This is a genomic window from Streptomyces sp. NBC_00259, from assembly GCF_036181745.1.
Lineage (GTDB): Bacteria > Actinomycetota > Actinomycetes > Streptomycetales > Streptomycetaceae > Streptomyces > Streptomyces pratisoli.
In genome coordinates, this window is sequence record NZ_CP108080.1 from 514,435 (window position 1) to 539,754 (window position 25,320).

The window sequence follows — 25,320 nt, forward strand, 5'->3', positions numbered from 1 at the left end:
GTCAGGCCGCAGAAGGAAGGCCACGCACACACCGAACCGCCGGCACCACGCCGTACGGCCACGTGGAGGAACCAGTCATGACCACACCCCATCGCATCGTCGACCTGAGCGAGACCCAGCCCAATCGCAGGCGCGGAGGCGACTTGCGCGCCATGCTCACGCCCACCGCCGTGGGTGCCACGAGCGGCTTCATGGGCCTGGCGATCGTGGAGCCCGGCGACCGCATCGGTGAGCACTACCACCCGTACTCCGAGGAGTTCGTGTACGTCGTCCGCGGCGAGCTCGAGGTCGACCTGGACGACGAGACGTTCTCGATCCGGCCGGACCAGGGTCTGCTCATCCCGCCCTATGTGCGCCACCGGTTCCGCAACGTGGGCAGCGAGGAGGCCCGGATGGTCTTCCATCTCGGCCCGCTCGCCCCGCGTCCGGAACTGGGCCACGTCGACACGGAGGAGACTCCCGGCGCGGAGGCCGCCTCGGCGCACCGGCCGCCCGAACGGACCGGGACGGCTTCATGACCCGGCGCGTAGCGGTCACCGGCGTCGGCATAGTCGCGCCGGGAGGTGTCGGAATACCGGCGTTCTGGAACCTCCTGGCCAACGGCCGCACGGCGACGCGCGGCATCACGCTCTTCGACCCGACCGGGTTCCGCTCGCGGATCGCCGCCGAGTGCGACTTCGATCCGCAGGCCAACGGCCTCGGCCCCGAGGAGGTCCAGCGCGCCGACCGGTATGTGCAGTTCGCCATGGTCGCCGCGCGGGAAGCCCTGCGGGACGCCGGTCTCGACCCGGAGAAGGAGGATCCCTGGCGGATCGGAGTGTCGCTGGGCACCGCCGTTGGCGGCACCACCCGGCTTGAGCACGACTATGTCAAGGTCAGCAGTTCCGGCCGGCGCTGGGACGTGGAGCCCAGCGAGGCGGAGCCGCATCTGCACCGGGCGTTCTCGCCCAGTGCCCTCGCCTCCGAGGTCGCCGAACAGACCGGCGCCCACGGCCCGGTGCAGACCGTGTCCACGGGATGCACCTCCGGGCTGGACGCGATCGGATACGCCTTCCACGCGATAGAGGAGGGCAGGGTCGACGTCTGCATCACGGGCGCGTCGGACTCGCCCATCTCCCCGATCACGGTGGCCTGCTTCGACGCGATCAAGGCGACGTCCCCGAACAACGACGATCCGGCCCATGCCTCCCGCCCCTTCGACGCTCACCGCGACGGATTCGTCATGGGTGAGGGCGGAGCCGTGCTCGTCCTGGAGGAGCTCGAACACGCCCGTGCCCGCGGTGCCACGGTGTACTGCGAGATCGGCGGTTACGCGACGTTCGGCAACGCGTACCACATGACCGGTCTCACCCGGGAGGGTCTGGAGATGGCCCGTGCCATCGACAGCGCTCTCGGCCACGCCCGCATCGACGGGTCGGACATCGACTACGTGAACGCGCATGGTTCCGGAACGCAGCAGAACGACCGGCACGAGACCGCCGCCGTGAAGCAGTCGCTCGGGAACCACGCGTACAAGGTGCCGATGAGTTCCATCAAATCCATGGTGGGTCACTCGCTCGGCGCGATCGGGGCGATAGAGGTCGTGGCCTGTGTGCTGGCGCTGGCCCACCAGGTGGTGCCGCCGACGGCGAACTACGAGACCCCTGACCCCGAGTGCGATCTCGACTATGTGCCACGCACGGCGCGCGCTCTGAAGCTGCGCAACGTGCTCTCGGTCGGCAGCGGATTCGGCGGATTCCAGTCCGCCGTGGTCCTGACCCGACCAGGAGGGAGGACACGATGAGTCCTCGGCAGGACCGGCGTGCGGTTGTCACCGGAATCGGTGTCGTCGCCCCCAACGGGGTCGGTACCGATGCCTTCTGGAAATCCACTCGGGAGGGCATCAGCGTCCTCGACCACATCACACGTGAAGGCTGCGATCATCTGCCGGTCCGTGTCGCCGGGGAGGTCCGCGGCTTCGATCCCCAATCCCTGGTCGAGGAGCGGTTCCTCGTCCAGACCGACCGGTTCACGCACTTCGCGATGGCCGCCGCCGACATGGCACTGGCCGACGCGCGGATAGCGTCCGGCGACTACAGCGAGTCCCCTTTCGCCGTGGGCGTGGTCACGGCCGCCGGTTCCGGCGGCGGTGAGTTCGGCCAGCGTGAGCTTCAGCGGCTGTGGGGACAGGGTTCGCGCTATGTGGGCCCGTACCAGTCCATCGCCTGGTTCTACGCGGCGAGCACCGGCCAGATCTCGATCCGCGGTGGGTTCAAGGGCCCCTGCGGTGTGGTGGCGAGCGACGAGGCGGGCGGTCTGGACGCCCTGGCGCATGCCTCCCGGGTCATCGGCCGGGGCACGGACGCCGTGGTCATCGGCGCCGCCGAGGCACCACTGGCGCCGTACTCGCTCGTCTGCCAGCTCGGCTACCGGGAACTCAGCATGAGCGACGACCCGGACCGGGCCTACCGGCCCTTCACCAAGAGCGCGAACGGTTTCGTGCCCGCGGAGGGCGGAGCGATGCTCGTCGTCGAGGAGGAGGCGGTGGCACGCCGCCGCGGTGCGGAGATCCGTGCCGTGGTGGCCGGCCACGCGGCGACCTTCACCGGGGCAGGCCGGTGGGACCGGTCCCGTGAGGGGCTGGCCCAGGCGATCCGTGGAGCCCTGGCCGACGCCGGGTGTGCCCCCGAGGAGGTCGACGTCGTCTTCGCGGACGCGCTCGGCATCCCGGAGGCCGACCGGGCCGAGGCCCTGGCGATCGCCGACGCCCTGGGCGCGCACGGCGGCAGGGTGCCGGTGACGGCACCCAAGACCGGCACGGGGCGGGCGTACTGCGGAGCACCCGTGCTGGACACGGCCGCCGCGGTGCTCGCCCTGCAGGACGGTGTCGTCCCGCCCACGCCCAACGTCTTCGACGTGTGCCACGAGCTGCAGGTCGTGACCGGCGGGCCCCGTCCCGCCGAACTGCGCACGGCCCTGGTGCTGAGCCGAGGGCTCATGGGCTCGAACGCGGCGCTCGTGCTGCGGCACGGCGCCACCACCCTGTGAAGAACGCGCGAGAAGGAGCACTCCTCATGACCATGCAGATCTCCAAACTGACCATCGAAGAGCTGGCCGCTCTGATGAAGAAGGGCGCCGGTATCTCCGTCGACCCGAAGGAGATGGGTGGCCGGCCCGAAGCGCGGTTCGACGAGTACGGCCTCGACTCGCTCGGTCTCCTCGGCATCGTGGGCGAGCTCGAGAACCGGTACGGCCGCGCACTCCCCGCCGACGCGGACCGCTGCAAGACCCCGCGCGAATTCCTCGACCTCGTCAACACCTCTCTCATGGCAGGAGCATGAAGTGTCCGGGCACACAGAGAACAAGATCACCATTGACGCTCCCCTGGACCTCGTCTGGGACGTCACGAACGACATCGAGAACTGGCCCCAGCTGTTCAGCGAGTACGCGTCCGTCGAGATCCTGGAGCGCGAGCAGAACAGGACCAAGTTCCGTCTGACCATGCATCCGGACGAGAACGACAAGGTCTGGAGCTGGGTGTCGGAGCGCGTCACCGACCGCAAGGCGCTGACGGTCCGTGCCCGCCGGGTCGAGACGGGCCCCTTCCAGCACATGGACATCGAGTGGAAGTACACGAAGACGCCGCACGGCGTCCTCATGCACTGGACCCAGGACTTCGCGATGAAGCCGGACGCTCCCGTCGACGACGACTGGATGACCGACAACATCAACAAGAACTCCAAGGTCCAGATGGAGCTCATCAGGGACAAGATCGAGCAGCGCGCCCGCGAACGCCAGGCCGTCTCGGTCACCTCCGACTGACCACCGACCGAAGGGAATCCCCCTGATGCACCACGCGCTCATCGTCGCCCGCATGGCGCCGGATTCGGCGGCGGACATCGCCAAGGTGTTCGAGGCCTCCGACCGGGGCGAGCTGCCGGACCTCGTCGGGGTCACCCGACGCAGCCTGTTCCAGTTCGGCGACGTCTATCTCCATCTGATCGAGGCCGACCGGCCTCCGGGGCCGGCGGTCGCCAAGGTGGCGGACCACCCGGAGTTCCGGGGCATCAGCGAACAGCTGTCCGCCTTCGTCAGCGCGTACGACCCGAAGACCTGGCGGAGCCCCAAGGACGCCATGGCCCACGAGTTCTACCGCTGGGAGCGTGCGGCGAAAGCCTGATCCCGCCCACGACAGGTCGCCGGCTCCGCGTAAGGACGCGGAGCCGGCGACCGGTTGCGATCCCCCGGATGCGGCCGACGGGTCAGCCGCCGGGGGTGATGCTCTCGAACGCGTGCAGATACGCGTTGACGGGACGGACGTCGCCGACGATCAGGCCGGCGTCCCCCATCCGGCTGATCATGCTCTCCTGGGTGTGCTTCGCGCCACCGACGTTGAGGAGCAGCATCAGGTCCATCGACGTGGTGAACTTCATCGACGGGGTGTCGTCGACGAGGTTCTCGATGACCACCACCCTCGCTCCCGGGCGGGCGGCCTTGACGACGTTCCCCAGGGTTCTGCGGGTGCTGTCGTCGTCCCATTCGAGGATGTTCTTGATGATGTAGACGTCGGCCTCGACGGGAATGGCCTCCCGGCAGTCCCCGGGGACGATCCTGACGCGGTCGGCGAGCGCGCCGCCGTCGCGCAGCCGGGGGTCCGCCTTGGCCACGACCCGGGGCAGGTCGAGCAGCGTTCCCCGGATGCCGGGGTACTTCTCCAGCAGGCTCGCCAGGACGTGGCCCTGGCCGCCGCCGATGTCGGCGACGGTGGCCGCTCCCGTGAGGTCGAGCAGCTGCGCCACATCGCGGGCCGACTGCATGCTGGACGTGGTCATGGCCCGGTTGAAGACGTGCGCCGAGTCGTGCGCGTCCTCGTGGAGGTAGTCGAAGAACCCCTTGCCGTAGAGCCTGTCGAAGACGCTTCTGCCGGAGCGCACGGCCTCGTCGAGGAGCGGCCAGGCGTCCCAGGTCCAGGGCTCGGTGCACCAGAGGGAGATGTACTTCAGGCTGTTCGGGTCGTCCTCGCGCAGCAGCCGGGACATCTCGGTGTGCGCGAAGGTGCCGTCCTCGGTCTCGGTGAAGATCCCGTAGCAGGTGAGCGCGCGCAGCATCCGCCGCAGTGCCCGGGGGTCGGCCCGTACGGCCGCCGCCAGTTCCTCCGCGGTGGCGGGGGTGTCGCCCAGCGCGTCGGCGACACCGAGACGGGCCGCGGCCCGGACGGCGCCGGCGCATGCCGCGCCGAAGACGAGCTCCCTGAACCGCATGGACGGCGGGGTCGTGGTTTCCACGGTCGTGCGGGCGGTGGTCATGCGCACTTCCCTGCCTTCTCGGAGACCTGGCAGAGGTTGCCGGCGAAGGTGTTGCCCTTGCCGGTGTCACGGTTGGCGAGGTCCGAGGGCTTGTTGCTCGCCAGCGCGTTGTTCCTGATGACGTTCTGGCTGTTCGGGGCGCCCACGATGCTCTTGAAGAGGACGATCCCGCCGGAGAACGGGGAGGTGCCCGCGTTGCCCCAGATGGCGTTGGCCTCGACGGTGGCGCGCTCGACACCGGTGAGGACGATGCCGGCGCCCTGGATCCTGGGCAGCCGCGCGGTCTTCGGGCAGGACTTGTTGTTGTGGTGGACGCGGTTGCCGCGGACGGTCAGGTCGCCGGTCCGCGGAACGCCCTCGTCACCGACGACGAACATGCCCGCGCAGTTGGCGGTGACGACGTTGTTGTTGACGGTGAGGTTCCTGAGCCGCCGGACGGTGAGCCCGATACGGTTTCCGGCCAGGAGATTGTCCCGGATCACGGTGCGGCGGGTGTTCATGGCCCCGGCCTCGGTGTCGACGGTGTTCGACACGAAGATGCCCGACTCGGCGTTGTTACGGGCCGAGTTCCCGAGGATCTCGGAACGCAGGGACCGCTCCTGGGCGATGCCCCAGTTGCCGTTGCCCACCGAGGTCACGGCACGGATGCTCAGCTTGTTGGTGCGTGAGGCCCAGACGCCGTTCTTCTTGAACTCGGCCACGGTCAGGGAGCGGATGGCCACGTTCGTGGCGGGCTTGGCGTCCGTACCGAGGACACAGATCCCGTTCCCTCCCTGGGCGCAGACGTGCCGCGCCTTCCCCGTGGGCGGCAGGATGACGGTCCGTTCCCCGGCCCCGCGCAGCGTCAGGTCCGACTTCCGGATGAGGACGCTCTCCCGGTAGACGCCGGGTGCGACGTCGATGACGTCGCCCGGCTTCGCCGCGTCGACCGCGGCCTGGATCGACTCGCCCGGAAGTACGTCGTGGCTGGTCCGGGCACCGGCCGGCGCTGCCGCCGCCAGCCCCGAGGTGACCATGAGCGCGACGCATCCGAGGTATGTGAACTGTCGTTTCGTCATGAGGTCAAATTATGTGGCGATTAGGGTAAATCGCCACATATCTGACCCATCAGAAGCGTGTCGTGGAACGCCCGGTTCAGCAGGGGGCGTCACCCTCCAGCCTGCGCAGCCGTTCGGCGTCACCCGTCCGGGGGCAGGTGCCGCACGCCTCGGACGGACGGATCGTGTAGTAGAGGCAGCAGCCGGCCCGGGTACGGGTCGGGTACGACTGCCCGTCACGGCCCACGAGCCGGCGGAAGTCCGCACCACCGGGGAACGGCCGCTCGGGCCGCGGCAGCAGTTCACCGGCCTCCCGCACGCCCCGCTCCTCCTCCCCCAGCATGCGGCCGAGGTACCAGACGCCGGAGACCAGGTCGTCACCCACCATGCCCCACAACGCACGCGGCCCCCTGCGTACCGCCGGGCCGACGGCGGCCAGCAGCGGACGCACGTGGTCGGCGACCGCCGCACGCAGTTCGGCACGCAGCGCCTCCTCGTGCGCCACCACGCGCACCCCCGGCAGCGAGGCCGCCGGATCGCCGGGCAGGCACGCGAACCCGCCGGGCACGACCTCGAACGCCCCCGTGGTCAGGCTTATGCGGACGTCGTGCGGCCGGATCCTCGGCACCCGGCGCTCCAGGTACCAGGGGCCGCTCATCAGCAGCGCGACGGACCAGAGGTAGTCGTGCAGGGCACGCGAGGCGGCGACGTCGCGGCGCGCGGTGTGCGCGTGGTCGCGCCGGATCCGGAAGGTCTCGGCATCGAGGAGCGCGTCGAGGAACTCCGGCCGGGCGGCCAGTTCGGCACCGTCCGCCCAGCCCTGGCCGGCCCGTGAACCGGGTTCCGCGATGTCCGCCCGCAGGGCCGGACAGAGCGCGGTGAGCCGCCGGTGGGTGGAGGCGAGCAGGGCGGAGCAGCTCACGGGCAGGGCGCAGCGGCTCGGGGTCGGTCCGGCCAGTGGATATGCCGGGGCCAGGGTCACGGGCGCTCCTCAGCACAACAGCGAAGGGGGGTAGGTAAGGCGAGGCTCACCTTAACCACAGAAGTGATCGCGAACGCCAACCGGGGCCGTGTCGCGACGAATTGACAGACTTAGGTGTACCTAACCTAGGCTTTCTGCTCGTGATCCAGAACGTCACGGGTCACCCGGCTCTGTGCGCGGAAGTGACCCCTCATGCGGATGTACGTGCTTGCTCTGAACCCGACCGACTCGGTCACCGAGGGATTCCTCCCTGCCGCCCACCGGCTCGGCCTGGACGTCACGCTGCTCACCGACCGGCCCGAAGCGCACCGCGCCGCGCACCCCGACGTCGAGGTACTGGAATGCGACGTACGCGACTTCCGCGCCGTCGTCTCCCGGATCTCGGCCCACCACCCACCGGACGCGGTCTTCACCAACAGCGACCATCTGCAGACCCAGGCGGCGCTGGCCGCCGACTACTTCGGACTGCCCGCCAAGAGCTGGCGGTCCGCGCTGTGCACCAAGGACAAGGCGGAGATGCGCCGCCGGCTGGCCGCCGCGGGCGTGGACACCGTCCGTTGCGTGGAACTCGCCGCCGACCAGGATCCGGCCACCGCGGCCGTACCCGGCTTCCCGTACCCGTGCGTCGTCAAGCCCCGCGAGGGTGTGGCCAGCGAGGACGTCGTCCTGGCGGCGAGTGCGTGGGAACTGGTGCGGCTGTGTACGGAGATCCGGGCCCGCCGGCCGGATGCGGCGCTGGTGGTCGAGGAGTACCTGCCGGGCGAGCTGCACACCCTGGAGACACTCGGCGACGGGCGCGTACGTCATGTCCTGGGCGGGTTCCGCACCGAGCTGTCCCCTCCCCCGCACTTCATCGAGGAGCGATTGACGTATGCCGGGGAGCTTCCCGGCGATGTGACCGAGCAGGTTCTGGCGCAGCTGGACGTCCTCGGCGTCGGGTTCGGCGCCTGCCACACCGAGTTCGTCGTGCACGAGGGACGCGCACGGATCATCGAGGTCAACTACCGCGCCATCGGCGACCAGTGCGATCTGCTCCTGGCCGGGCTGCTGGACATACCGCTGTTCGAGCACATCCTCCGCACCCATCTGGGTGAGCCGCTTCCCGCGGACCTGGGGGCGCGTACCGGCGGTGCGGCGCGGCTCGACTACCCGTGCGCGGACCGCGCCGGGACGCTGACCGCCGCGCCGGAGGCGGCCGAGGTGGAGGCGGACGGGGTGCGGCTGACGTACCGGCCGCTGCGCGGCATCGGCGAACGGCACCCGCTCCACCGCACCAACCGCGACTTCCTCGGCGTCGTCCGGGCAACCGGCGGCGACCGGGCGGCCGTGGACCGGGCCGTGACCGGATTCCTGGCGGCCCACCGCTGGGAGATCACGCCGTGACGGTGGCCGGGGCGGCCGAGGCGGAAGTGCTCCTGCGGGTGCTGAGCGCCCTGCTGCGTGAGGACGTCGTGGGCCTGCGCAGCCTGAGCACCGCGATCGAGCGCGCCGACGGGACCTGGCTGCGGCGGGAGATCCCGGGCCCTGACGCACTGCTGCTGCCCGTGCGCGAGGACGGGTTCCAGAGCGCGTGGGCGGCCCGGAAGCCGCTGCTGCGCCGGGAGTCCACCGGAGCCGAGCTGACCGACCACGAAGGGGTACTCGCCGAGCTGAGGGCTCTCGCCGCGCCCGAGGACCGCGGCGGCTTCGACGCGTTCGCCGAGGAGTGCCGCCGGACACGGGACACGGTGCGGCTGCACGCCGGGACGCAGGACGAGGTGCTCCGGACGCTCGCGGCGCGGCGCGGCCCCGATCCCGCGCACTGGACCGGGCTCGACGGCGGGCTCGCCCTGGACACCCTCGCCGCCCGGCACGACCACCCCGTCTATCCCACCGCACGCGGCCGGTCCGGGCTCGGCGCCGGTGAACTGCGCGCCTACGCACCGGAGTTCCACCCCCGTTTCGCCCTGCGCTGGCTCGCACTGCCGAGGGAGGCGGTCACCGTCGAGGGCGCGCTCACGGGCCCGCCTCCCTCGGCGCTCGGGCTGCCCGGCCTCGACGGCAGCCATGTCGCGCTCCCCGTGCATCCGCTCACCGTGGCCGGGCCGCTGGCGGACGCCGTGCGCGCCGCCGGCCTCGGCGGCCGGGCGGTACTGGCGGGCCGCCCGTACCTGGACGTCGTGCCGACCCTGTCCATGCGGACCGTGGCCCTCGCCGGCCGGCCGGATGTGCACCTCAAACTGCCGCTGGCCACCTCCACCCTGGGCAGGCTCAACCGGCGCACCATCAAGCCGGGGACCCTCGTCGACGGCTCTGCCGTCCAGCGTCTGCTGGCGTCCGTGACCGCCCGCGAGCCCCGCTTCCGGGACACGGTCCTGCACGCCGACGAGACCCGCTTCGCCCATGCCGGCCATGAGCTCCTCGCCGTACTGCTGCGCCGCTGCCCCACGGGGCTGGACAGCTGTGTCGTCGTACCGATGGCGGCCCTGCTGAGCCCGGCACCCGGCGGCCGGCTGGTCCTCGACCATCTCGCCGACCGCTTCTACGGCGGCGATCCGCTCACCCTGCTCGACGCCGTGCTGACGCTGCTCTTCGACTGGCAGACCACGCTCTTCGGCTACGGGATCGCCCTGGAGTCCCACCAGCAGAACGTGTCGCTGGTGCTGGACGGGGCCTCGGACGGCCCACGGCTGCGGCTGCTCCTCAAGGACAACGACGGCCCCCGCATCAACGGCGACCGGCTGCGGGCGGCACTCGGCGCGGACGCACCGGACCCCGACGAGTTCGACGACCGGCGCATATTCACCGACGGCGACGGACCGGTCGCCGACCTGTTCACCACCATCACCGTCCATCTGTGCGCGGGCGCGTACGCGTTCGCGCTCGCCCGGCACGGCCGCGCCCCGCTGGACCGGCTGCTCAGGCTCGTACGCGACCGGCTGGCCGAGGCCGTGGAGCGGCTCGGGACCCGGCCGGGTGAGCCCGGCGCCGTGCTGCGCGCACGGGTGCTGGACGCGGACCGGCTGCCGGTGAAGGCGATGGTGACCGCGGGAACCCTGCTGGCCAAGGAACGTTCGGGAGCGTCCGACATCAACAAGCACTACACCACCGGCCCCAACTATCTGCTGCGGGGAGTGTGACCGGCGATGACCTCCACCCATCCCTCCGCGCACCACTCCGCCCTGGCCCCACTGCCCACCGCGGACGGGGCGGTGGCACACACACTCCTCAACTGTCTGCTCCGTGAGATGTCGGGTCCCGAGCACCGGACGGCCGTCATCGACGGGCATCTGCTGCTGCGGCTGCCACGCCGCGGGGCACTGCTGCGGGTGGCGCTGCGCCGCACCTCCCTCCTCGGCGCCCACCGCTTCAGCGGGCCGGTCACGGAGGAGACACCCGGCGGCTGGTCCGCGATCGGCTGGCAGCGGCTCGCGGAGCACATCCACGCGGAGCTCTCGCTGCGTACGGGAGTGCGCAACGACGAGTTCCTGGGCCAGATCGCCTCCAGCCACCAGGGCGTCGCCGCGGGCCTGGCCGCCGTACCCCGCAGGCCCGCGGACACCGGGGCGCCCGTCCGCGACAGGGACCCGCTCGCCGCCTACCTCGCGTCCGAGCAGTCCCTCGTTCTGGGGCACCGCTTCCATCCCGCGCCCAAGGCCCGGGACGGCGGCCTCGCGGCCTGGTCCGCGTACGCGCCCGAGAACGCCGCCTCGTTCCCGCTGCGGCTGCTGGCCGTACGCGACGCGCTGATCGCCGAGGAGTCGGCGGAGCCGGGCGCCGCCGGCCCGCTGGACCGGCTGGGTCAGGTGCCGGAGGGCTACCGGCTGCTGCCCTGCCATCCGTGGCAGTACGAACTGCTGCGGGACCACCCGGAACTGCGCGCGGCTCTCGGCCGAGGCGATGTGCTCGACCTCGGCCCCGGCCGCACTCCCTTCGCCGCCACCGCCTCCGTGCGCACGCTCTACGACGGCGACAGCTTCCTCAAGTTCAGCCTCAACGTCCGCATCACCAACTGCCTGCGGAAGAACGCCGGTTACGAACTGTCCGGCGCCGTTGCCCTCACCCGTCTGCTCACCCCGGCCCTCGCCGATCTGAGCGCCCGATTCCCCGGCAGCGGCATGCTGCGCGAGCCCGCGTACCGCAGTCTCGCCCTGCCCGGCCCGGACGGGCGACCGGTGCGCGCCGTGCTCGAGGGCTTCGGTGTGATCGTCCGCGAAGGGCTCGCCGGCCGGCTGCGCCCCGGCGTCACCCCGCTGCTGGCGGCCGCCGTCGCCGACGAGTACCCCACCGGGCCCGCGCATGTCTCACGGCTTCTCGCCGACACGGACCCGCGCACCGCGCTGTCGTGGTGGCGGACCTATCTGGAGCTGCTGATCCCGCCGGTCCTGGCCGCCTACTTCGAGCACGGACTGGTGCTCGAACCGCATCTGCAGAACGTCGTCGTCTGCGTCGGTGCCGACGGCCGACCCGAGCAGGTCCTCTTCCGCGATCTGGAGGGCACCAAGCTGCTCCGGGGGCATCACGCCGCCGCGCTCGCCGCACTGCCCCCGGAGGTCGCCGGCCCCATGACGTACGACGACGGGCGAGGCTGGGACCGGGTGGTCTACTGCCTGCTGGTCAACCACGTGGCCGAGATGCTCGCCGCGCTCGCCGATCTGCACCCGCACGCCGAGACCGCGCTGTGGGGCGAGGTGCGCCGTACGCTCCGGCGCTGCGCCGACGCGCACGGCCACCCGCCGCGCCTGAGCGGCCTGCTCGCGGGCGTGCCACTGCCGGCCAAGGCCAATCTGCTCACGCGCTGGGCACGTTCGGCCGACCGCGAGGCGGGCTATGTCCGGCTGCCCTCTCCGCTCGCCGAGGACGTGCTGTCCGGGGCGGTACGCACCGACGACATCTGGAGCGCCCGATGACGCACCCGGCTTCCGTGACCAACTCTGCGACGGTCCCCGCCCCGGTGGCCGACGTGACGCCGCGGGTACGCGAGCACGCCCTGTCCCTCCCGTCCGAGGAACTGCCCGCCTATCTGTACGACCTGGCCGCACTGCGCGAGCACGCCGCGGCCGTGCGGTCGGCGCTGCCCGGGAGCGTAGAGCTGTACTACGCCGTCAAGGCCAATCCGGAACCGGAGATCCTCACGGCACTCTCGCCGTACGTGGACGGGTTCGAGGTCTCCTCGGGCGGCGAACTGGCCCACACCGGACGGGTCGTGCCGGATCGTCCGCTCGCGTTCGGAGGTCCCGGCAAGACACCCGCGGAGACGGCGGCGGCGCTGGCCGCGGGCGTGGCGCGGTTCCATGTCGAGAGCGTCCACGACCTGCGTATGCTGGCGGACCTCGCCGCACGGGTCGTGCCGGACTCACGGGTCGAGGTCCTGCTGCGCTTCAATCTTCCCCTCGCGGACGGGTCGTTGAGGACGAGCGCCCTGTCCATGGGTGGCAGGCCCACGCCGTTCGGCATGGATCCCTCCGAGGCCGACGACGTCATGCGGTTCCTCACCGACGGTTCGTGTCCGCGGCTGGAGCCGCGCGGTGTCCATGCCCATCTGGCGAGCGGCCTCGGTGCCGAGGCCCAGCTGGCGGTCGCCGAGTCCGTGCTGACCTGGTCCGTACGGCTCTTCGAGCGCCATCGCGTCCGGCTCCACGAGGTGAACGTCGGTGGCGGCATGACGGTCGACTACGCCGAGCCCGCCGCCCGGTTCGACTGGGCCGGCTACGGGGCCGGGCTCGCCCGTCTCGCCGCCGCCCACCCCGGCCCGCGGCTCCGCATCGAGCCGGGGCGCGCGCTCACCGCGTACTGCGGCTGGTACGCCACCGAGGTCCTGGATGTGAAGCGCAGCCACGGCGAGGAGTTCGCCGTGGTCCGCGGCGGTACGCACCATCTGCGCACGCCCGCGACGAAGGGCCATGACCAGCCCTGTGCGCTGCTGCCGGTGGCGGCCTGGCCCCACCCGTGGCCACGGCCGACGGCCCGGGGCGAACTGGTCACGCTGGCCGGCCAGTTGTGCACCCCGAAGGACGCGCTTGCCCGCGGCGTCACGGCGAGCGGCCTGCGGGCCGGGGACCGTGTGCTGTTCGGGCTCGCGGGGGCCTACGCGTGGAACATCTCCCACCACGACTTCCTCATGCACCCTCGGCCCGGTTTCCACTTCCTCGGCCGGTGAGCGTGTGGCGGGGGCGCGGCGCGGGTGAACTCCGTACGGGCGTGTCCGGTGCGGTGGGCGGGTCCGGTGCGGGCGGGTCCGGGGGCGTGCAGATGGCCGCCGCCCTCGGCGCCGCGCGGATGATCGCCGCGACCTGGTCGTAACCGCCCGGCGGGGTGCGGGGCACCCGGTGCGCGACGGCCGGTTCCGCGGTCACGGCCGGCTCGGCAGCCGGCTGCCCCGGCGGCAGGCACGGGCGGCGGCGAGGAGTTCCTGGACCCGGTCCCCGGCCTCGGCGGGTTCGCGCAGGGGCGAAGGGAAGGGCAGGTGGACGTCCTGGTGGGTGTGCGCGTGCTCGAGACGGAGGATCAGACCGTTCCGGTTCATGGCCAGCGGCCAGACCCGGATCACGCCCTGGAGCAGCCGCCCCTCGATCAGGCGCGTGAGCAGGGCGACGACGTCGCCGTGGTCGTCGACGAGATGGGTGAGCATGACGGCCTCGCAGCGGGCGAGCACGTCCGGCCTGGCCAGGGCGAGTTCGTCGAGGCCGACGGTGGTGGTGCCCGCGTCCGTTTCCAGGGCGTTGTGCGCGGTGTCCATGCGCAGCTCGGCGGTTCCGCACGGCCCCGGTGCCGTCCCGGCCGATGTCAGCCAGCCGGCGAGAGTGACGCGGGCGCGCACTCGATCGCGTACGGCCACCGGAGCGACATCGGTGAACTTCAGCACCGCGGCCAGCGCGCCACGCGGGGCCACCGCGGCCTCGACGGCCAGCCGGGAGTCGGCGGGCAGGTGCAGCAGGACCCGGCCGTCGTCGTCGACGCCGTGGAGTCCGCTGCCGATCAGCTCGCAGCTGAACGTGTCCGTGACCACGGTGAGCGATTCAGCGGCGGCCAGCACGGTGCGGACCTGCTCGCGCGCGCAGGCGTCGTCTGCAGTCATCCCGGAACCCCTCCGACGGTAAGGTAAGGCATACCTAACTTACCTCATCGCCCGGTACCCGGACGCATCAGCGGCACCCGGCTCGCGCTGCGGAGCGGGACCCGGCTCTCTAGGGTCATAGCGGAAGAGGACAGAGGCGCTCTGGGACGCCCTCCCACCCGAACCCGGAGGTCCCCATGCCTGAGCTGTTCATCGGCGGCAACTGGACCGCCGCGGTCGGCGGACAGCTGCGGGAGATCCGCTGTCCGGCCGACGGCACACTGGTGGCGTCCGTCGACGAGGCGGGACCCGAGGACGTCGCCGCGGCGATCGCCGCCGCCCGCGACGCCTTCGACCGCGGACCCTGGCCCGGCACCCCGGCCGCCGAGCGCGGCGCGCTGCTGCTGCGCGTCGGCGCCCTCCTGGAACGCGACCAGGACGCGCTCGCCCGGGCCGAATCACTCGACACGGGGAAACGGCTGGTCGAGAGCGAATACGACATGGCCGACATCGCCCGGTGCTTCCGCTACTTCGGAAGTCTCGTGGCGGCGGGCGGCGGTGACCGGATCGTCGACACCGGTCTCCCGGACGTCGACAGCCGGGTGGTGCACGAACCGGTCGGCGTGTGCTCCCTGATCACCCCGTGGAACTATCCGCTGCTGCAGACCGCGTGGAAGGTCGCTCCGGCCCTCGGCGCGGGCAACACCTTCGTCCTCAAGCCGAGTGAGCTGACCCCGCACACCGCCGTACTGCTGATGCGTCTGCTCGCCGAGGCGGGACTGCCCGACGGCGCCGCCAATCTGGTGCTCGGCGCGGGAGGCACCGTCGGCGCCCCGCTCACCGAGGACCCCCGGGTCGACCTCGTGTCGTTCACCGGCGGGCTCGTCACCGGCCGCCGCATCATGGCGGCAGCCGCGCCCACCGTGAAGAAGGTGGCCCTGGAACTCGGCGGCAAGAACCCGAACATCGTCTTCGCCGACGCCTCGTTCGACGCGGCCGTGGACTACGCGCTGACGGCCGTGTTCCTGCACTCCGGCCAGGTCTGCTCGGCCGGGGCACGGCTGCTGGTGCAGGACGAACTGCACGACGCGTTCGTCGCGGAGCTGGTCAAGCAGGCGGAGGCCATCGCGCTCGGCGGCCCCTTCGACGAGAACGCCCGCGCGGGCCCGCTGATCTCCGCCGCGCACCGCGACAAGATCGAGGCGTACGTCGAGGCCGGGCTCGCCGAGGGCGCGGTGCTGCGCTGCGGCGGCTCGCGTCCCGACGATCCGGCGCTCGCGGACGGCTTCTACTACCTGCCGACGGTGCTGGACGACTGCACGCCCGACATGTCGGTCGTACGCGACGAGTCGTTCGGGCCGGTGCTCACCGTGGAGACGTTCCGCGACGAGGACGAGGCGGTCGCGCTCGCCAACGACACGGTGTACGGACTGGCCGGAGCCGTCTGGACGGCGGACCCCGGCCGGGCGCACCGGGTCGCCTCGCGGCTGCGGGCCGGGACCGTGTGGATCAACGACTTCCATCCGTACGTACCGCAGGCGGAATGGGGCGGGATGAAGCAGTCCGGATTCGGCCGTGAGCTGGGCCCGGCCGGACTCGCCGAGTACCAGGAGGCCAAACACGTCTGGCGCAATCTCGCGCCGAGTCCACAGAGGTGGTTCGCATGACCACGAGTGCCGGGCGGGCGCCCTACGCGAAGGACCCGTCGCACGGCGGCGGCCACGACGACGACTCGTCGCTCGCGGAACTCGGCTACAAGCCGGAACTCAAGCGCACCCTCGGCAACTTCCACACCTTCGCCGCCGGGATCAGCTACATCTCGATCCTCACCGGCACCTTCCAGCTCTTCTACTTCGGTGTCGCGTTCGGCGGCCCGGCCTACTGGTGGTCCTGGCCGATGGTCTTCACCGGCCAGCTGATGGTGGCGCTGTGCTTCTGCGAGCTGGCCGCCCGGTACCCGGTCGCCGGTTCGGTCTACAACTGGGCGAAGAAGATGGGCGGCCCGCACGTCGGCTGGCTCGGCGGCTGGATGATGATGACGGCGACCATGGTGACGCTGTCGGCCGTGGCGCTGGCGTACCAGGTCACGCTGCCCCAGATCGACAGCTGGTTCCAGTTCGTCGGCGACGGCAGCGGCCCGTCCGACGCGGCGGCCAACGCCGTACTCCTCGGCACGGTCCTCATCGTCTTCTCGACCCTCGTCAACGCCTTCGGCGTCCAGCTCATGGCGCGCATCAACTCCGCGGGCGTCTTCATCGAACTGGTCGCCGCCGTCGCGCTGATCATCTGTCTCGGGGCGCACATCACCCGCGGCCCCAGCACGGTCCTCACCGACACCAACGGGCTCGGCGCGGGACAGCCCTGGGGCTACTTCGGCGCGTTCCTGACCGCGTCACTGGCGTCCGCGTACGTGATGTACGGATTCGACACGGCCTCCTCGCTCGGCGAGGAGTCCCACAACCCGGGGCGCAACTGCCCCCGCGCCATCCTCCGCGCGCTGGTCGCGTCCTTCCTCATCGGCGGACTGATCCTGCTCTTCGCCCTGATGTCCGTTCCGGATCTGAACGCGAAGGAACTGTCCACGGTCGGCCTGCAGTACGTGGTGCTCACCACGCTCGGCCCGACCGTCGGCGAGATCTTCCTGTGGTGCGTCGTCGTGGCGATCACCGTGTGCGTACTGGCCGTGCACGCCGCCGGTATCCGGCTGATGTTCGCCATGGCCCGGGACAACAACCTCCCCGCGGGCTCGGTGCTCGCCCGGGTCAGCCCGCGCTTCCGGACACCCGTCGTACCCGCGGTGGTGATCGGGCTGGTGGGTGTCGTCATCCTCGTCATCAACATCAACCAGCCACAGATCTTCTCGGTGATCACCAGCATCGCGATCATCATGATCTACATCGCCTATCTGCTGGTCACCACGCCCATGCTGATCCAGCGGCTGCGCGGCGACTGGAAGCCCGCCGAGGGCGCCTTCTCGCTCGGCAGGTTCGGGCTGCCCATCAACATCCTGGCCGTGCTGTGGGGCGCGGCCATGTCCCTGAACCTGGCCTGGCCGCGTGCCGAGGTCTACAACGCGACCGGGCCGCAGCACTGGTATCTGCGCTGGGGCGCCTTCCTGTTCATCGGCGTCGTCGCGCTCGGCGGGTTCACCTACTACTGGTTCGTGCAGCGGCACCGTACGGGCGTGCTCTCCGAGCACGCGTCCGAGGCCGTACGGACCGGTGATCCGACCACTCCGTGACGCCTCTCCGTGACGCCCGCGTGGCGTCCCTGACGACCTCCCTGACGCCTCCCTGACGACTCTGGAGTTCCGATGACCTCAGACACGCCCCGGCCGGAGTTCGACTACGTCGTGGTCGGGGGCGGCACGGCGGGAGCCGTTGTCGCCGCGCGGCTCTCCGAGGACCCGGACGTCAGCGTCTGTGTGGTGGAGGCAGGCCCCTCGGACGCCGGCGACGACAACATCCTCCGGCTGGACCGCTGGATGGCCCTGCTGGAGTCGGGCTACGACTGGGACTACCCCGTCGAACCGCAGGCGAACGGCAACAGCTTCCTGCGCCACGCCCGCGCCAAGGTCCTCGGCGGCTGTTCCTCGCACAACTCCTGCATCGCGTTCTGGGCGCCCGCCGAGGATCTGGACGAGTGGGCCGCGATGGGCTGCGCCGGCTGGCGCGCCGCGGACTGCTTCCCGCTCTACCGACGGCTGGAGAACAACGACGCGCCCGGCGACCACCACGGCCGCTCCGGCCCGGTGACGCTGCGCACGGTGCCCCCGAAGGACCCGTGCGGGCGGGCGCTGCTGGAGGCCTGCGCGGCGGCCGGCATTCCGACGACGCCGTTCAACACGGGTACGACGGTGGTGCGGGGCGCGCACTGGTTCCAGATCAACGCCCGCCCGGACGGCACCCGTTCGTCCGCGTCGGTGTCGTATCTGCATCCCGTCCTCGGCAAGCGGCCCAATCTGGAGGTACGGACCGGCATCCAGGCGCGGCGACTGCTCTTCGCCGACGACGGGCGCTGCACGGGGGTGGAGTACCTGGAGCCGGACACGATCCACACCGGTGTGGTCGGCGCCCGCCGCGAGGTGATCGTGTCCTGCGGGGCCATCGACTCACCGAAGCTGCTGATGCTGTCGGGCATCGGCCCGGCCGGGCACCTGCGGGACGTCGGGATCGACGTACGGGTCGACGCACCCGGGGTCGGTTCGCATCTGCAGGACCATCCCGAGGGCGTGATCATGTGGGAGGCGAAGCAGCCCATGGTCACGTCGTCCACGCAGTGGTGGGAGATCGGCGTCTTCGCCGGCACCGAGCCGGGTCTGGACCGGCCGGACCTGATGTTCCACTACGGCTCGGTGCCCTTCGACATGAACACCTACCGGCGCGGCTATCCGACGTCCGACAACGCCTTCTGCCTCACGCCGAACGTCACCCGGGCCCGCTCGACCGGTACGGTGCGCCTGCGCACCCGCGACTTCCGGGACAAGCCGAAGGTGGACCCCCGCTATTTCACGCACGAGCACGACATCCGCGTGATGACGTACGGGCTGCGGCTGGCGAGGGAGATCGTCGCCCAGGCCCCGATGACCGACTGGGCCGGTGCGGAGCTGGCTCCGGGTCCCGGGGCCACGAGCGACAACGAGTTGTTCGCGTACATCCGCGAGACGCACAACACGGTGTACCACCCGGCAGGCACGGTGCGGATGGGCGCGGACAGCGCCCCGGACGCACCGCTCGACGCGCGGCTGCGGGTCAAGGGGGTCCGGGGGCTGAGGGTGGCGGACGCGTCGGTGATGCCGTTCCTCACGGCGGTCAATCCGTGCATCACGACGATGATGATCGGCGAGAAGTGCGCGGAGCTGATCAGGGAGGGGTGACGCGTCCTCAGGACGACGTCGTCACGACGTCGTCAGGGCGTCGTCAGGGCGTGGCTGTCAGTTGCGACCGCCGCCGCCGCCACCACCGCCACCACCGCCGCCGCCGAAGCCGCCGCGGTCACCGCCGCCACCGCCACCGCCACCGCCACCGCGGTCGCCACCGCGGTCGCCACCGCGGTCGCCGCCGAAGCCGCCACGGTCACCGCCTCGGTCACCGCCCCGGTCGCCGCCGAAGCCGCCGCGGTCGTAGTCCCGGTAGTAGCCGCCGTAGCCGCGGTCGTCCCAGCCCCGGCCGCGGTCGTCGTAGTAGTAGCCGTAGTAGCCGCCGCGGCCGTAGTCGTCGCAGTAGCCGTCGTAGTAGTAGCCGTAGTAGTACCCGTAGTCGTAGCACCCGCGGTGATTGTCCGGCGAGGCCTGCGCCACCCCCGCACCGCCCAGGGACAGAACGAGAGCTGCGGACAGGCCGGCGAACACGCGGAATACCCTCGAGGTCGTTACGCGCATGATGAAGTCCCTTCCCGGGGACTTCGGCACGGTGAGCGGCTGCGGGCCGCGGCGAGGGGCCAGCACATCGGCTTTGAACAGGCAGCACTTCCCACCCGCTCGGCCTGGCGAACCCTGCCGGCGTCGACCGGGGCGTTGAAGTTCTGACCGCCTCCCCCACAACACAAGGAGGCGGACATTTCCCTGCAATTAAGACAAACGTAGGCACGCGCCCATCCGAAAGTCAACCGCTGGCGACCGGCCAGTCAACCGTCCCGGGCCCGCCACGCGGACATCACGATTCCGATTCCGGTCGGGCAAGGGCCGTGCACACGCCACCGTGAAGCGGGACCACTCCGTCCATCCCGGTGAGCCGGTACTTCTTCTCCAGCGTCGACGAGAGACCTGCGAGGGCGACCCAGGCGCCGACGCGGGCCGCCCTGCGGTAGACGGACGCGACGGCGCCCATGCCGCTCGAGTCCCAGAAGGGCATGGCGGAAAGGTCCAGCACCAATTGACGCGCACCCGTCTCGATCTCCTGATGAGCGGTGGCTCGCAGTACGTCGACGGTCGACAGGTCCAGAGCGCCCGTCACGGAGATGACCACGCGACCGCCGCGCATGCGCGTGACGTGGATACCGAACCGCCCAGCGCCCGATGGCCGGTTCGGTGGAGGACCGGCGCCGTGATCGCCGTCGGACGGATGGGCGGACGAGTCGTGACGACAGGTGGTCATCGGCTTCACCCTTCGCTTGCCGCTGGGCGTTTGCTTCCAAGAGAAGACCGGCCGGCCCCACGGTTCGTGACAAGGTCGTCGTTCGCCCCGGATCCGGTCCGGCCGCGCGGTGACAGGTTGGGCCCACCCGCCGTGCGAGGACACCGCGACTTGATAGGCAAGTGAGAAGTTGCCTATTGTGTGGTCGTGGCCGACGACCTGTTCAAAGCCTTGGCCGACCCCACCCGCCGCACCATCCTCGACGAGCTCACGGAGAAGTCCGGACAGACACTGTTCGAGATCTGCTCGCGACTGAGCATGAAGCATCAGCTCGGCATCTCCCGCCAGGCGGTCTCCCAGCACCTCGCCGTGCTGGAGGCCGCCGGGCTCGTCGAGACCAGGCGGGAGGGGCGCTACAAGTTCCACGACCTGAACACGGACCCGCTGAGGCAGATCGCCGAGCGATGGCTCGTGCCCGAGACATCCGGACCGGAGGAGAACACCCCATGAGGATCCATCTGACCAGCGTCTTCGTCGACGACCAGGCCAAAGCCCTGCACTTCTACACCGAGATCCTCGGCTTCGTGAAGAAGTACGACGTCCCGGTGGGCGAGAAGGACCGGTGGCTCACCGTCGTCTCGCCCGACGAGCCCGGCGGCACCGAACTCCTCCTGGAGCCCGCCGGCCACCCCGCCGTCAAGACCTACCGCGACGCGCTCGCCCAGGACGGCATCCCGCTCGCCCAGTTCGCCGTCGACGACGTGAAGGCGGAGTACGAGCGCCTGCGCGGCCTCGGCGTCCGCTTCATCCAGGAGCCCCTGGAGATGGGCCCCGTCACCACCGCCGTCTTCGACGACACCTGCGGCAACCTGATCCAGATCGCGACACAGCCGGCGTAGGCGCTCGGCCGCCCGCGGGGCACCGCCGCGGCGGCACCGGTCCCGGAGCCGGCCCGGGGCCGGACGGGCCGAATCGGGGCGGCCCGCGGCGAGCGCCGACCGTTCAGGCGACCCAGTGCGGCGGCCGGCGGGTGGCCTTCGAGGGGGAGCGGCCGTCGGCGAAGGCGGCGGCCATGCGGTGGACGGCCTCGCGCAGCGTCTGAGGGGGTGTGGTGTAGGGGATGCGGAGCCGGTGCTCGAAGATGCCGGGGTCCGTGGCGAAGAAGGCGCCGCTCTCGATGCGCACGCCGTGGTCCAGCGCCCGTTCGGCGAGCGTCGAGGCGACGGGCTCGCCGAGGTCGACCCACAGCGAGAGCCCGCCGGGCGGAAGCCGCCAGGTCCAGTGCGGGAAGTGCTCGGCCAGGGCCTCGGCCAGGACGGCGCGCTGTGTGCGCAGCTGTTCCAGGCGGGACGGGACCGGTTCTCCGCCCATGGCCAGCAGTTCGAGGGCCAGGAGCTGGTCCAGCACGGGCCCGCCGATGTCGGTGGCGACCCGCTGCCCGGCGAGTTCGGTGACGAGCCGCGCGGGGGCCCGTAGCCATCCGATGCGCAGGCCCGCCCAGTGGGTCTTGCTCATCGATCCGATCGTGATGACCTGGCCGGACCCACCGGGCGCGGCATGGGAGGCGAACGGCGGCGGCGCGGGGACATCGAGCGCGAGGCCGGCCAGGGTCTCGTCGATGACCAGCCAGGACCCGGCACGCGCCGCGGCCCGCAGGACGCGTGCGCGCTCGCGCTCGGGCATGAGGCAGCCGGTCGGATTGTGGAAGTCGGGAATCAGATAGGCCAGTTGGGGCACCGCCTGGCGCAGGGTCGATTCGACGATCTCGACGTCCCAGCCGGTGTCCGTCACCGGGACCGACACGTTGCGCAGGCGGGCCCGGCGCATGGCCTCGAGTGCGTTCGGGTAGGAGGGGTTCTCGGTCATGACCCGGTCGCCCGGGCCGGACAGCAAGCCGATGACGAGCGTGAGTGCGTGCTGGGCACCCGAGGTCACCAGGATCTGCTCGGGCACGGTGGCCAGGCCCCGCCGGGTGAAGCGCTCGGCGATGGCGGCGCGTAGTTCCGGCAGGCCGTAGGGGTGGTATCCGGGGGTGTGCGCATGCCCGGCCACCTGCAGGGTGACGTGGGCGAGGGCGTCGAGGAGTGTCTGCTCCGGCAGCCCGGGCGCGGCCCTGGCCAGGTCGATCGCCGTGTCCTCGGGCGCGAGGAGCCGTGTGATGCCACTGGGGGCCCGGCCTTCGGGCAGCGTCGTCCAGGTGCCCGAGCCCTGGCGGCTGTGTGCGTAGCCGCTCTCGCGCAGCAGGTCGTACACGGCGGTGATGGTGGTCCTGCTGGTGCCGAGGGCGGCGGCCAGCTCCCTTTCGGCGGGGAGCCTGACGTGCAACGCGACGCGTCCGTCCAGGATCAGGGTGCTGATCGCCTGGGCGAGATGACGGTAGGCGGGCCTCGCCTCCGCCGGGTCGGGCAGCATCGCGGCGAGCTGCCCGCTCCCCAGGGTCCGGCCCGTTCGACCCGCCCCGTCCGTCAGCGGGGGCCGATTCGTGTCCGCCATACCATTCCCTTGCGATTGGCCACGCCACCCGAGCCAATAACTGTATCAGGGCACGCCAATGGCCTGGACGATATGCGTCGCGGGCTTCCGCCCTCGTCCTCCGGTCCGTACCGCGGCACCGCAGAAACCCGCCGATTTCCTGGCCAATCGGACACAAGGCGGCGCGCCGGGGCCGATGACATTCGGCTTGATCCCCACCCTCGATCCACCTTTCCTGTGAAGCACTCGTGAATTCGGCTTCATATTCGATCGGCGACATTCCGCTGACCACGTCGGATGATCTCCATCAACCCTCACAACGGAGATCGCCGGTTGACCGAAAGGGTCCCTTGACCATTCATTCGAACGCGAACGAGACTCGCCAGTGGCACTCATGCATCAGGAGCCACAAGCACACGCGCATGCTGACGGCCCTGCGAGACCGATATCGCACGGGGTGTGTGACGGGGGATCATTGAAGGGTGCGGCGTGCGCATTCGGCGCGCGTCCGCTTTGCTCTGGCCTCCCCTCCTCATCTCTTGGTGCGCGAAGGGAATGGAGGGGGAATGCCGACGCACATGGGCTATCCCGGCGTATACATCGAAGAACTCCCCAGCAGCGTCCGCACCATCGCCTCGGTCACCACCTCGGTAACCGCGTTCGTGGGCCACACCCGCCGGGGTCCGCTCAATCAGCCGGTGCGGGTGACGAGTTTCGCGGACTTCGAGCGGCGCTTCGGCGGGCTCACCTCACGTAGCGCCGTCGGCTACGCGGTGCACCAGTTCTTCGGCAACGGCGGGACGGTCGCGGTGATCGTCCGTGTCGCGAAGGCCGGCACCGGCGAGGAAGCCTGCGTCACGCTCAACTCCACCGAGGGGCACAGCGACTGCCCGGTGCTCGAGGTGCACGCCAAGGAGCCCGGGGTCTGGGGTTCGGGGCTGCGGGTGGCCGTCGACCACGACACGCCCACCCCGGACAAGACCTTCAACCTCCACGTCCTCGACGCGCGCGGCGGAGCCCGCGAGTCCTTCACGGGACTGTCGATGAACTCCGGTCACGGCCGCTTCGTCGAGACCGTCGTCAACTCCGGCTCCTCCCTGGTCCGCGTGAAGGCGCTGGACGAGGACCGGCCCGACCCCTCCGGCACGGTCTCCAAGCCGTTCGCCGCCGCTCTGCCGGACCTGAACGTCGAGCTGAAGGTCAAGATCGGTGATGTGGAGCGGGAGTTCACGCTCCACGAGCCCGACCAGGACGGCGAACCGCCGGCCGACGTCACCGAGCTCGCCCTGCTGCTGGAGCGCAAGCTGCGCGCCCTGCCCGACGCCCCGGGCAAGCACGCCTACGCCGGCGCCGAGGTCACCGCCTTCGGCCGGCGGCTCCAGGTCGTCGCCGGGTCCCTCGACCCCGACGACGTGGTGCGCTTCGTCGGCGAGTGCGCCAACGACCTCGGGCTGGAGGCCTCCGTCAATCCGCCCGTCTTCCCGCTCCAGGGCGGCAAGGACGGCGACCCGCCGGGACCGCGCGACCTCATCGGCAGCGAGGCCCGCAAGACGGGCGTACAGGCGCTGCGGGACGTCGACGACGTCAATCTGCTGTCCCTGCCGGAGCTTTCGGCGTACGAGTCCACCGAGGACATGGTCACGGTGCTCTCCGCGGCCGAGCAGCTCTGCCGCGAGCGGCGGATCTTCCTGCTCGTCGACGCCCCGTCGGCGTGGGGCAGCGTGGACGCCGCCCGGGCCGGAATCGGCGCGTTCGACGCCGTACGCAGCAACCACGCCGCGCTCTACTTCCCGCATCTGCAGCTCACCGACCCGCTCACGGGCCGGCTGCGCGCCTTCCCGCCCTCGGGTGCCCTCGCGGGTGTCATCGCCCGTACGGACGGCGAACGCGGTGTGTGGAAGGCCCCCGCCGGGACCGAGGCGCGGCTGGCCGGGGTGCGCTCGCTGACGGTCAAACTCACCGACCGGGAGAACGGACTGCTCAACCCGCTCGGCGTGAACTGTCTGCGCACCTTCCCGGTGGTCGGCCCGCTCGTGTGGGGCGCGCGCACGCTGGAAGGCGCGGACCCGCTCGACAGCGAGTGGAAGTACGTGCCGGTGCGCCGGCTCGCGCTCCATGTCGAGGAGAGCCTCCACCGCGGTCTGCAGTGGGTCGTCTTCGAACCCAACGACGAGCAGCTGTGGCAGCAGATCCGGCTGAAGGCTTCGGCGTATCTCAACGATCTGTTCCGCCAGGGCGCCTTCAAGGGCGGCACGCCCCGCGAGGCGTACTTCGTCAAATGCGACAAGGACACCACGACCGACGCGGACATCGAACGCGGAGTGGTCAACGTCGTGATCGGCATCGCGCCGGTCAGGCCCGCGGAGTTCGTCATCGTGAAGATCCAGCAGATGGCCGGGCAGTTCGACCTCTCGTAACCAAAGGACCCACGAAA

General features: G+C 71.0%; 24 protein-coding genes. 17 read left to right on the top strand and 7 right to left on the bottom strand.

The annotated features are described in order from the left end of the window. Positions 1–77: 77 nt before the first annotated feature. The 6 genes from OG766_RS02320 to OG766_RS02345 are packed head-to-tail and all read left to right on the top strand — an operon-like array spanning position 78 to position 4,159. Positions 78–518 (top strand): cupin domain-containing protein, encoded by a 441-nt coding sequence (locus OG766_RS02320; RefSeq protein ID WP_266377009.1) that lies wholly within the window; start codon positions 78–80, stop codon positions 516–518. Continuing rightward, the gene (locus tag OG766_RS02325) at positions 515–1,783 is read left to right on the top strand and encodes a beta-ketoacyl-[acyl-carrier-protein] synthase family protein (protein ID WP_328724421.1); all 1,269 of its coding nucleotides are present in this window, start codon (positions 515–517) and stop codon (positions 1,781–1,783) included. Before OG766_RS02320 ends, OG766_RS02325 begins: the two co-directional genes overlap by 4 nt. Continuing rightward, positions 1,780–3,027 (top strand): ketosynthase chain-length factor, encoded by a 1,248-nt coding sequence (locus tag OG766_RS02330; protein ID WP_328724422.1) that lies wholly within the window; start codon positions 1,780–1,782, stop codon positions 3,025–3,027. The genes OG766_RS02325 and OG766_RS02330 overlap by 4 nt, the downstream gene beginning before the upstream one ends. Positions 3,028–3,053: 26 nt before the next feature. Further along, complete coding sequence (locus tag OG766_RS02335) at positions 3,054–3,320, top strand: acyl carrier protein (protein ID WP_266376998.1); 267 nt, start codon at positions 3,054–3,056, stop codon at positions 3,318–3,320. Between the two features lies 1 nt (position 3,321). Beyond that, a complete protein-coding gene (locus tag OG766_RS02340; RefSeq protein ID WP_266376996.1) occupies positions 3,322–3,801 on the top strand; it encodes an SRPBCC family protein in 480 nt (159 codons plus the stop codon). A gap of 25 nt (positions 3,802–3,826) precedes the next feature. Then, entirely contained in the window at positions 3,827–4,159 is a 333-nt protein-coding gene (locus tag OG766_RS02345; protein WP_266376994.1) for a TcmI family type II polyketide cyclase, read from the top strand. A gap of 82 nt (positions 4,160–4,241) precedes the next feature. On the opposite strand, the gene OG766_RS02350 is transcribed toward OG766_RS02345, so the two are convergent. From OG766_RS02350 to OG766_RS02360, 3 genes are all read right to left on the bottom strand, one after another. Further along, positions 4,242–5,285, bottom strand: a complete 1,044-nt coding sequence (locus OG766_RS02350) for a methyltransferase (RefSeq protein WP_328724423.1) — start codon at positions 5,283–5,285, stop codon at positions 4,242–4,244. Then, on the bottom strand, positions 5,282–6,343 hold the full coding sequence (locus OG766_RS02355) for a right-handed parallel beta-helix repeat-containing protein (protein ID WP_266376986.1): 1,062 nt from the start codon (positions 6,341–6,343) through the stop codon (positions 5,282–5,284). The genes OG766_RS02350 and OG766_RS02355 overlap by 4 nt, the downstream gene beginning before the upstream one ends. 76 nt (positions 6,344–6,419) lie before the next feature. Further along, the gene (locus tag OG766_RS02360) at positions 6,420–7,304 is read right to left on the bottom strand and encodes a (2Fe-2S)-binding protein (protein WP_328724424.1); all 885 of its coding nucleotides are present in this window, start codon (positions 7,302–7,304) and stop codon (positions 6,420–6,422) included. Between the two features lie 192 nt (positions 7,305–7,496). On the opposite strand from OG766_RS02360, the gene OG766_RS02365 reads away from it, so the two are divergent. Genes OG766_RS02365 through OG766_RS02385 form a run of 5 tightly spaced genes read left to right on the top strand, consistent with a single transcriptional unit; the run spans position 7,497 to position 13,586 of the window. Continuing rightward, the gene (locus OG766_RS02365) at positions 7,497–8,687 is read left to right on the top strand and encodes an ATP-grasp domain-containing protein (RefSeq protein ID WP_328724425.1); all 1,191 of its coding nucleotides are present in this window, start codon (positions 7,497–7,499) and stop codon (positions 8,685–8,687) included. Then, positions 8,684–10,423 carry an IucA/IucC family protein gene (locus OG766_RS02370; RefSeq protein ID WP_328724426.1) on the top strand — a complete coding sequence of 580 codons (1,740 nt, stop codon included), beginning with the start codon at positions 8,684–8,686 and terminating at the stop codon, positions 10,421–10,423. The genes OG766_RS02365 and OG766_RS02370 overlap by 4 nt, the downstream gene beginning before the upstream one ends. A gap of 6 nt (positions 10,424–10,429) precedes the next feature. Continuing rightward, a complete protein-coding gene (locus OG766_RS02375; protein ID WP_266376974.1) occupies positions 10,430–12,193 on the top strand; it encodes an IucA/IucC family protein in 1,764 nt (587 codons plus the stop codon). Between the two features lie 14 nt (positions 12,194–12,207). Then, positions 12,208–13,443 (top strand): type III PLP-dependent enzyme, encoded by a 1,236-nt coding sequence (locus tag OG766_RS02380; RefSeq protein WP_443045438.1) that lies wholly within the window; start codon positions 12,208–12,210, stop codon positions 13,441–13,443. Continuing rightward, a complete protein-coding gene (locus tag OG766_RS02385; RefSeq protein ID WP_266376970.1) occupies positions 13,440–13,586 on the top strand; it encodes a hypothetical protein in 147 nt (48 codons plus the stop codon). Before OG766_RS02380 ends, OG766_RS02385 begins: the two co-directional genes overlap by 4 nt. Positions 13,587–13,635: 49 nt before the next feature. Here OG766_RS02385 and OG766_RS02390 read toward each other — a convergent pair whose 3' ends face one another. Continuing rightward, positions 13,636–14,361: a DUF2470 domain-containing protein gene (locus OG766_RS02390; RefSeq protein ID WP_328724428.1), complete on the bottom strand. Its 726-nt coding sequence runs from the start codon at positions 14,359–14,361 to the stop codon at positions 13,636–13,638. Positions 14,362–14,537: 176 nt separating this feature from the next. Between OG766_RS02390 and OG766_RS02395 the strand changes: the two genes are divergently transcribed. The 3 genes from OG766_RS02395 to OG766_RS02405 all read left to right on the top strand — a co-directional run bounded on the left by OG766_RS02395 (position 14,538) and on the right by OG766_RS02405 (position 19,216). Next, positions 14,538–16,007, top strand: a complete 1,470-nt coding sequence (locus tag OG766_RS02395; RefSeq protein ID WP_328724429.1) for an aldehyde dehydrogenase family protein — start codon at positions 14,538–14,540, stop codon at positions 16,005–16,007. Continuing rightward, positions 16,004–17,581, top strand: coding sequence for an APC family permease (locus tag OG766_RS02400; protein ID WP_266376963.1), 1,578 nt, complete (start codon positions 16,004–16,006; stop codon positions 17,579–17,581). The genes OG766_RS02395 and OG766_RS02400 overlap by 4 nt, the downstream gene beginning before the upstream one ends. A 72-nt stretch (positions 17,582–17,653) precedes the next feature. Beyond that, positions 17,654–19,216, top strand: a complete 1,563-nt coding sequence (locus tag OG766_RS02405) for a GMC family oxidoreductase (RefSeq protein ID WP_328724430.1) — start codon at positions 17,654–17,656, stop codon at positions 19,214–19,216. 57 nt (positions 19,217–19,273) lie between these two features. Here the strand turns inward: OG766_RS02405 and OG766_RS02410 are convergent, their stop codons facing one another. Further along, positions 19,274–19,690, bottom strand: coding sequence for a hypothetical protein (locus OG766_RS02410; protein WP_328724431.1), 417 nt, complete (start codon positions 19,688–19,690; stop codon positions 19,274–19,276). A gap of 304 nt (positions 19,691–19,994) precedes the next feature. Further along, entirely contained in the window at positions 19,995–20,321 is a 327-nt protein-coding gene (locus OG766_RS02415; RefSeq protein ID WP_328724432.1) for an STAS domain-containing protein, read from the bottom strand. 300 nt (positions 20,322–20,621) lie between these two features. On the opposite strand from OG766_RS02415, the gene OG766_RS02420 reads away from it, so the two are divergent. After that, a complete protein-coding gene (locus OG766_RS02420) occupies positions 20,622–20,924 on the top strand; it encodes an ArsR/SmtB family transcription factor (RefSeq protein ID WP_266376951.1) in 303 nt (100 codons plus the stop codon). Next, on the top strand, positions 20,921–21,313 hold the full coding sequence (locus OG766_RS02425) for a VOC family protein (RefSeq protein ID WP_328724433.1): 393 nt from the start codon (positions 20,921–20,923) through the stop codon (positions 21,311–21,313). The genes OG766_RS02420 and OG766_RS02425 overlap by 4 nt, the downstream gene beginning before the upstream one ends. A 103-nt stretch (positions 21,314–21,416) precedes the next feature. On the opposite strand, the gene yczR is transcribed toward OG766_RS02425, so the two are convergent. After that, complete coding sequence (gene yczR, locus OG766_RS02430; protein WP_328724434.1) at positions 21,417–22,907, bottom strand: MocR-like transcription factor YczR; 1,491 nt, start codon at positions 22,905–22,907, stop codon at positions 21,417–21,419. A gap of 545 nt (positions 22,908–23,452) precedes the next feature. Between yczR and OG766_RS02435 the strand changes: the two genes are divergently transcribed. Further along, a complete protein-coding gene (locus tag OG766_RS02435) occupies positions 23,453–25,303 on the top strand; it encodes a phage tail sheath C-terminal domain-containing protein (protein WP_266376943.1) in 1,851 nt (616 codons plus the stop codon). Positions 25,304–25,320: the final 17 nt, after the last annotated feature.

Coding starts and splice junctions, on each gene's coding strand:
- OG766_RS02345 (WP_266376994.1), top strand. CDS start 3,827: ATGCACCACGCGCTCATCGTCGCCCGCATGGCGCCGGATTCGGCGGCG.
- OG766_RS02375 (WP_266376974.1), top strand. CDS start 10,430: ATGACCTCCACCCATCCCTCCGCGCACCACTCCGCCCTGGCCCCACTG.
- OG766_RS02400 (WP_266376963.1), top strand. CDS start 16,004: ATGACCACGAGTGCCGGGCGGGCGCCCTACGCGAAGGACCCGTCGCAC.
- OG766_RS02355 (WP_266376986.1), bottom strand. CDS start 6,343: ATGACGAAACGACAGTTCACATACCTCGGATGCGTCGCGCTCATGGTC.
- OG766_RS02435 (WP_266376943.1), top strand. CDS start 23,453: ATGCCGACGCACATGGGCTATCCCGGCGTATACATCGAAGAACTCCCC.
- OG766_RS02415 (WP_328724432.1), bottom strand. CDS start 20,321: ATGCGCGGCGGTCGCGTGGTCATCTCCGTGACGGGCGCTCTGGACCTG.
- OG766_RS02330 (WP_328724422.1), top strand. CDS start 1,780: ATGAGTCCTCGGCAGGACCGGCGTGCGGTTGTCACCGGAATCGGTGTC.
- OG766_RS02365 (WP_328724425.1), top strand. CDS start 7,497: ATGCGGATGTACGTGCTTGCTCTGAACCCGACCGACTCGGTCACCGAG.
- OG766_RS02320 (WP_266377009.1), top strand. CDS start 78: ATGACCACACCCCATCGCATCGTCGACCTGAGCGAGACCCAGCCCAAT.
- OG766_RS02425 (WP_328724433.1), top strand. CDS start 20,921: ATGAGGATCCATCTGACCAGCGTCTTCGTCGACGACCAGGCCAAAGCC.
- OG766_RS02395 (WP_328724429.1), top strand. CDS start 14,538: ATGCCTGAGCTGTTCATCGGCGGCAACTGGACCGCCGCGGTCGGCGGA.
- OG766_RS02350 (WP_328724423.1), bottom strand. CDS start 5,285: ATGACCACCGCCCGCACGACCGTGGAAACCACGACCCCGCCGTCCATG.
- OG766_RS02390 (WP_328724428.1), bottom strand. CDS start 14,361: ATGACTGCAGACGACGCCTGCGCGCGCGAGCAGGTCCGCACCGTGCTG.
- OG766_RS02325 (WP_328724421.1), top strand. CDS start 515: ATGACCCGGCGCGTAGCGGTCACCGGCGTCGGCATAGTCGCGCCGGGA.
- yczR (WP_328724434.1), bottom strand. CDS start 22,907: ATGGCGGACACGAATCGGCCCCCGCTGACGGACGGGGCGGGTCGAACG.
- OG766_RS02335 (WP_266376998.1), top strand. CDS start 3,054: ATGACCATGCAGATCTCCAAACTGACCATCGAAGAGCTGGCCGCTCTG.
- OG766_RS02405 (WP_328724430.1), top strand. CDS start 17,654: ATGACCTCAGACACGCCCCGGCCGGAGTTCGACTACGTCGTGGTCGGG.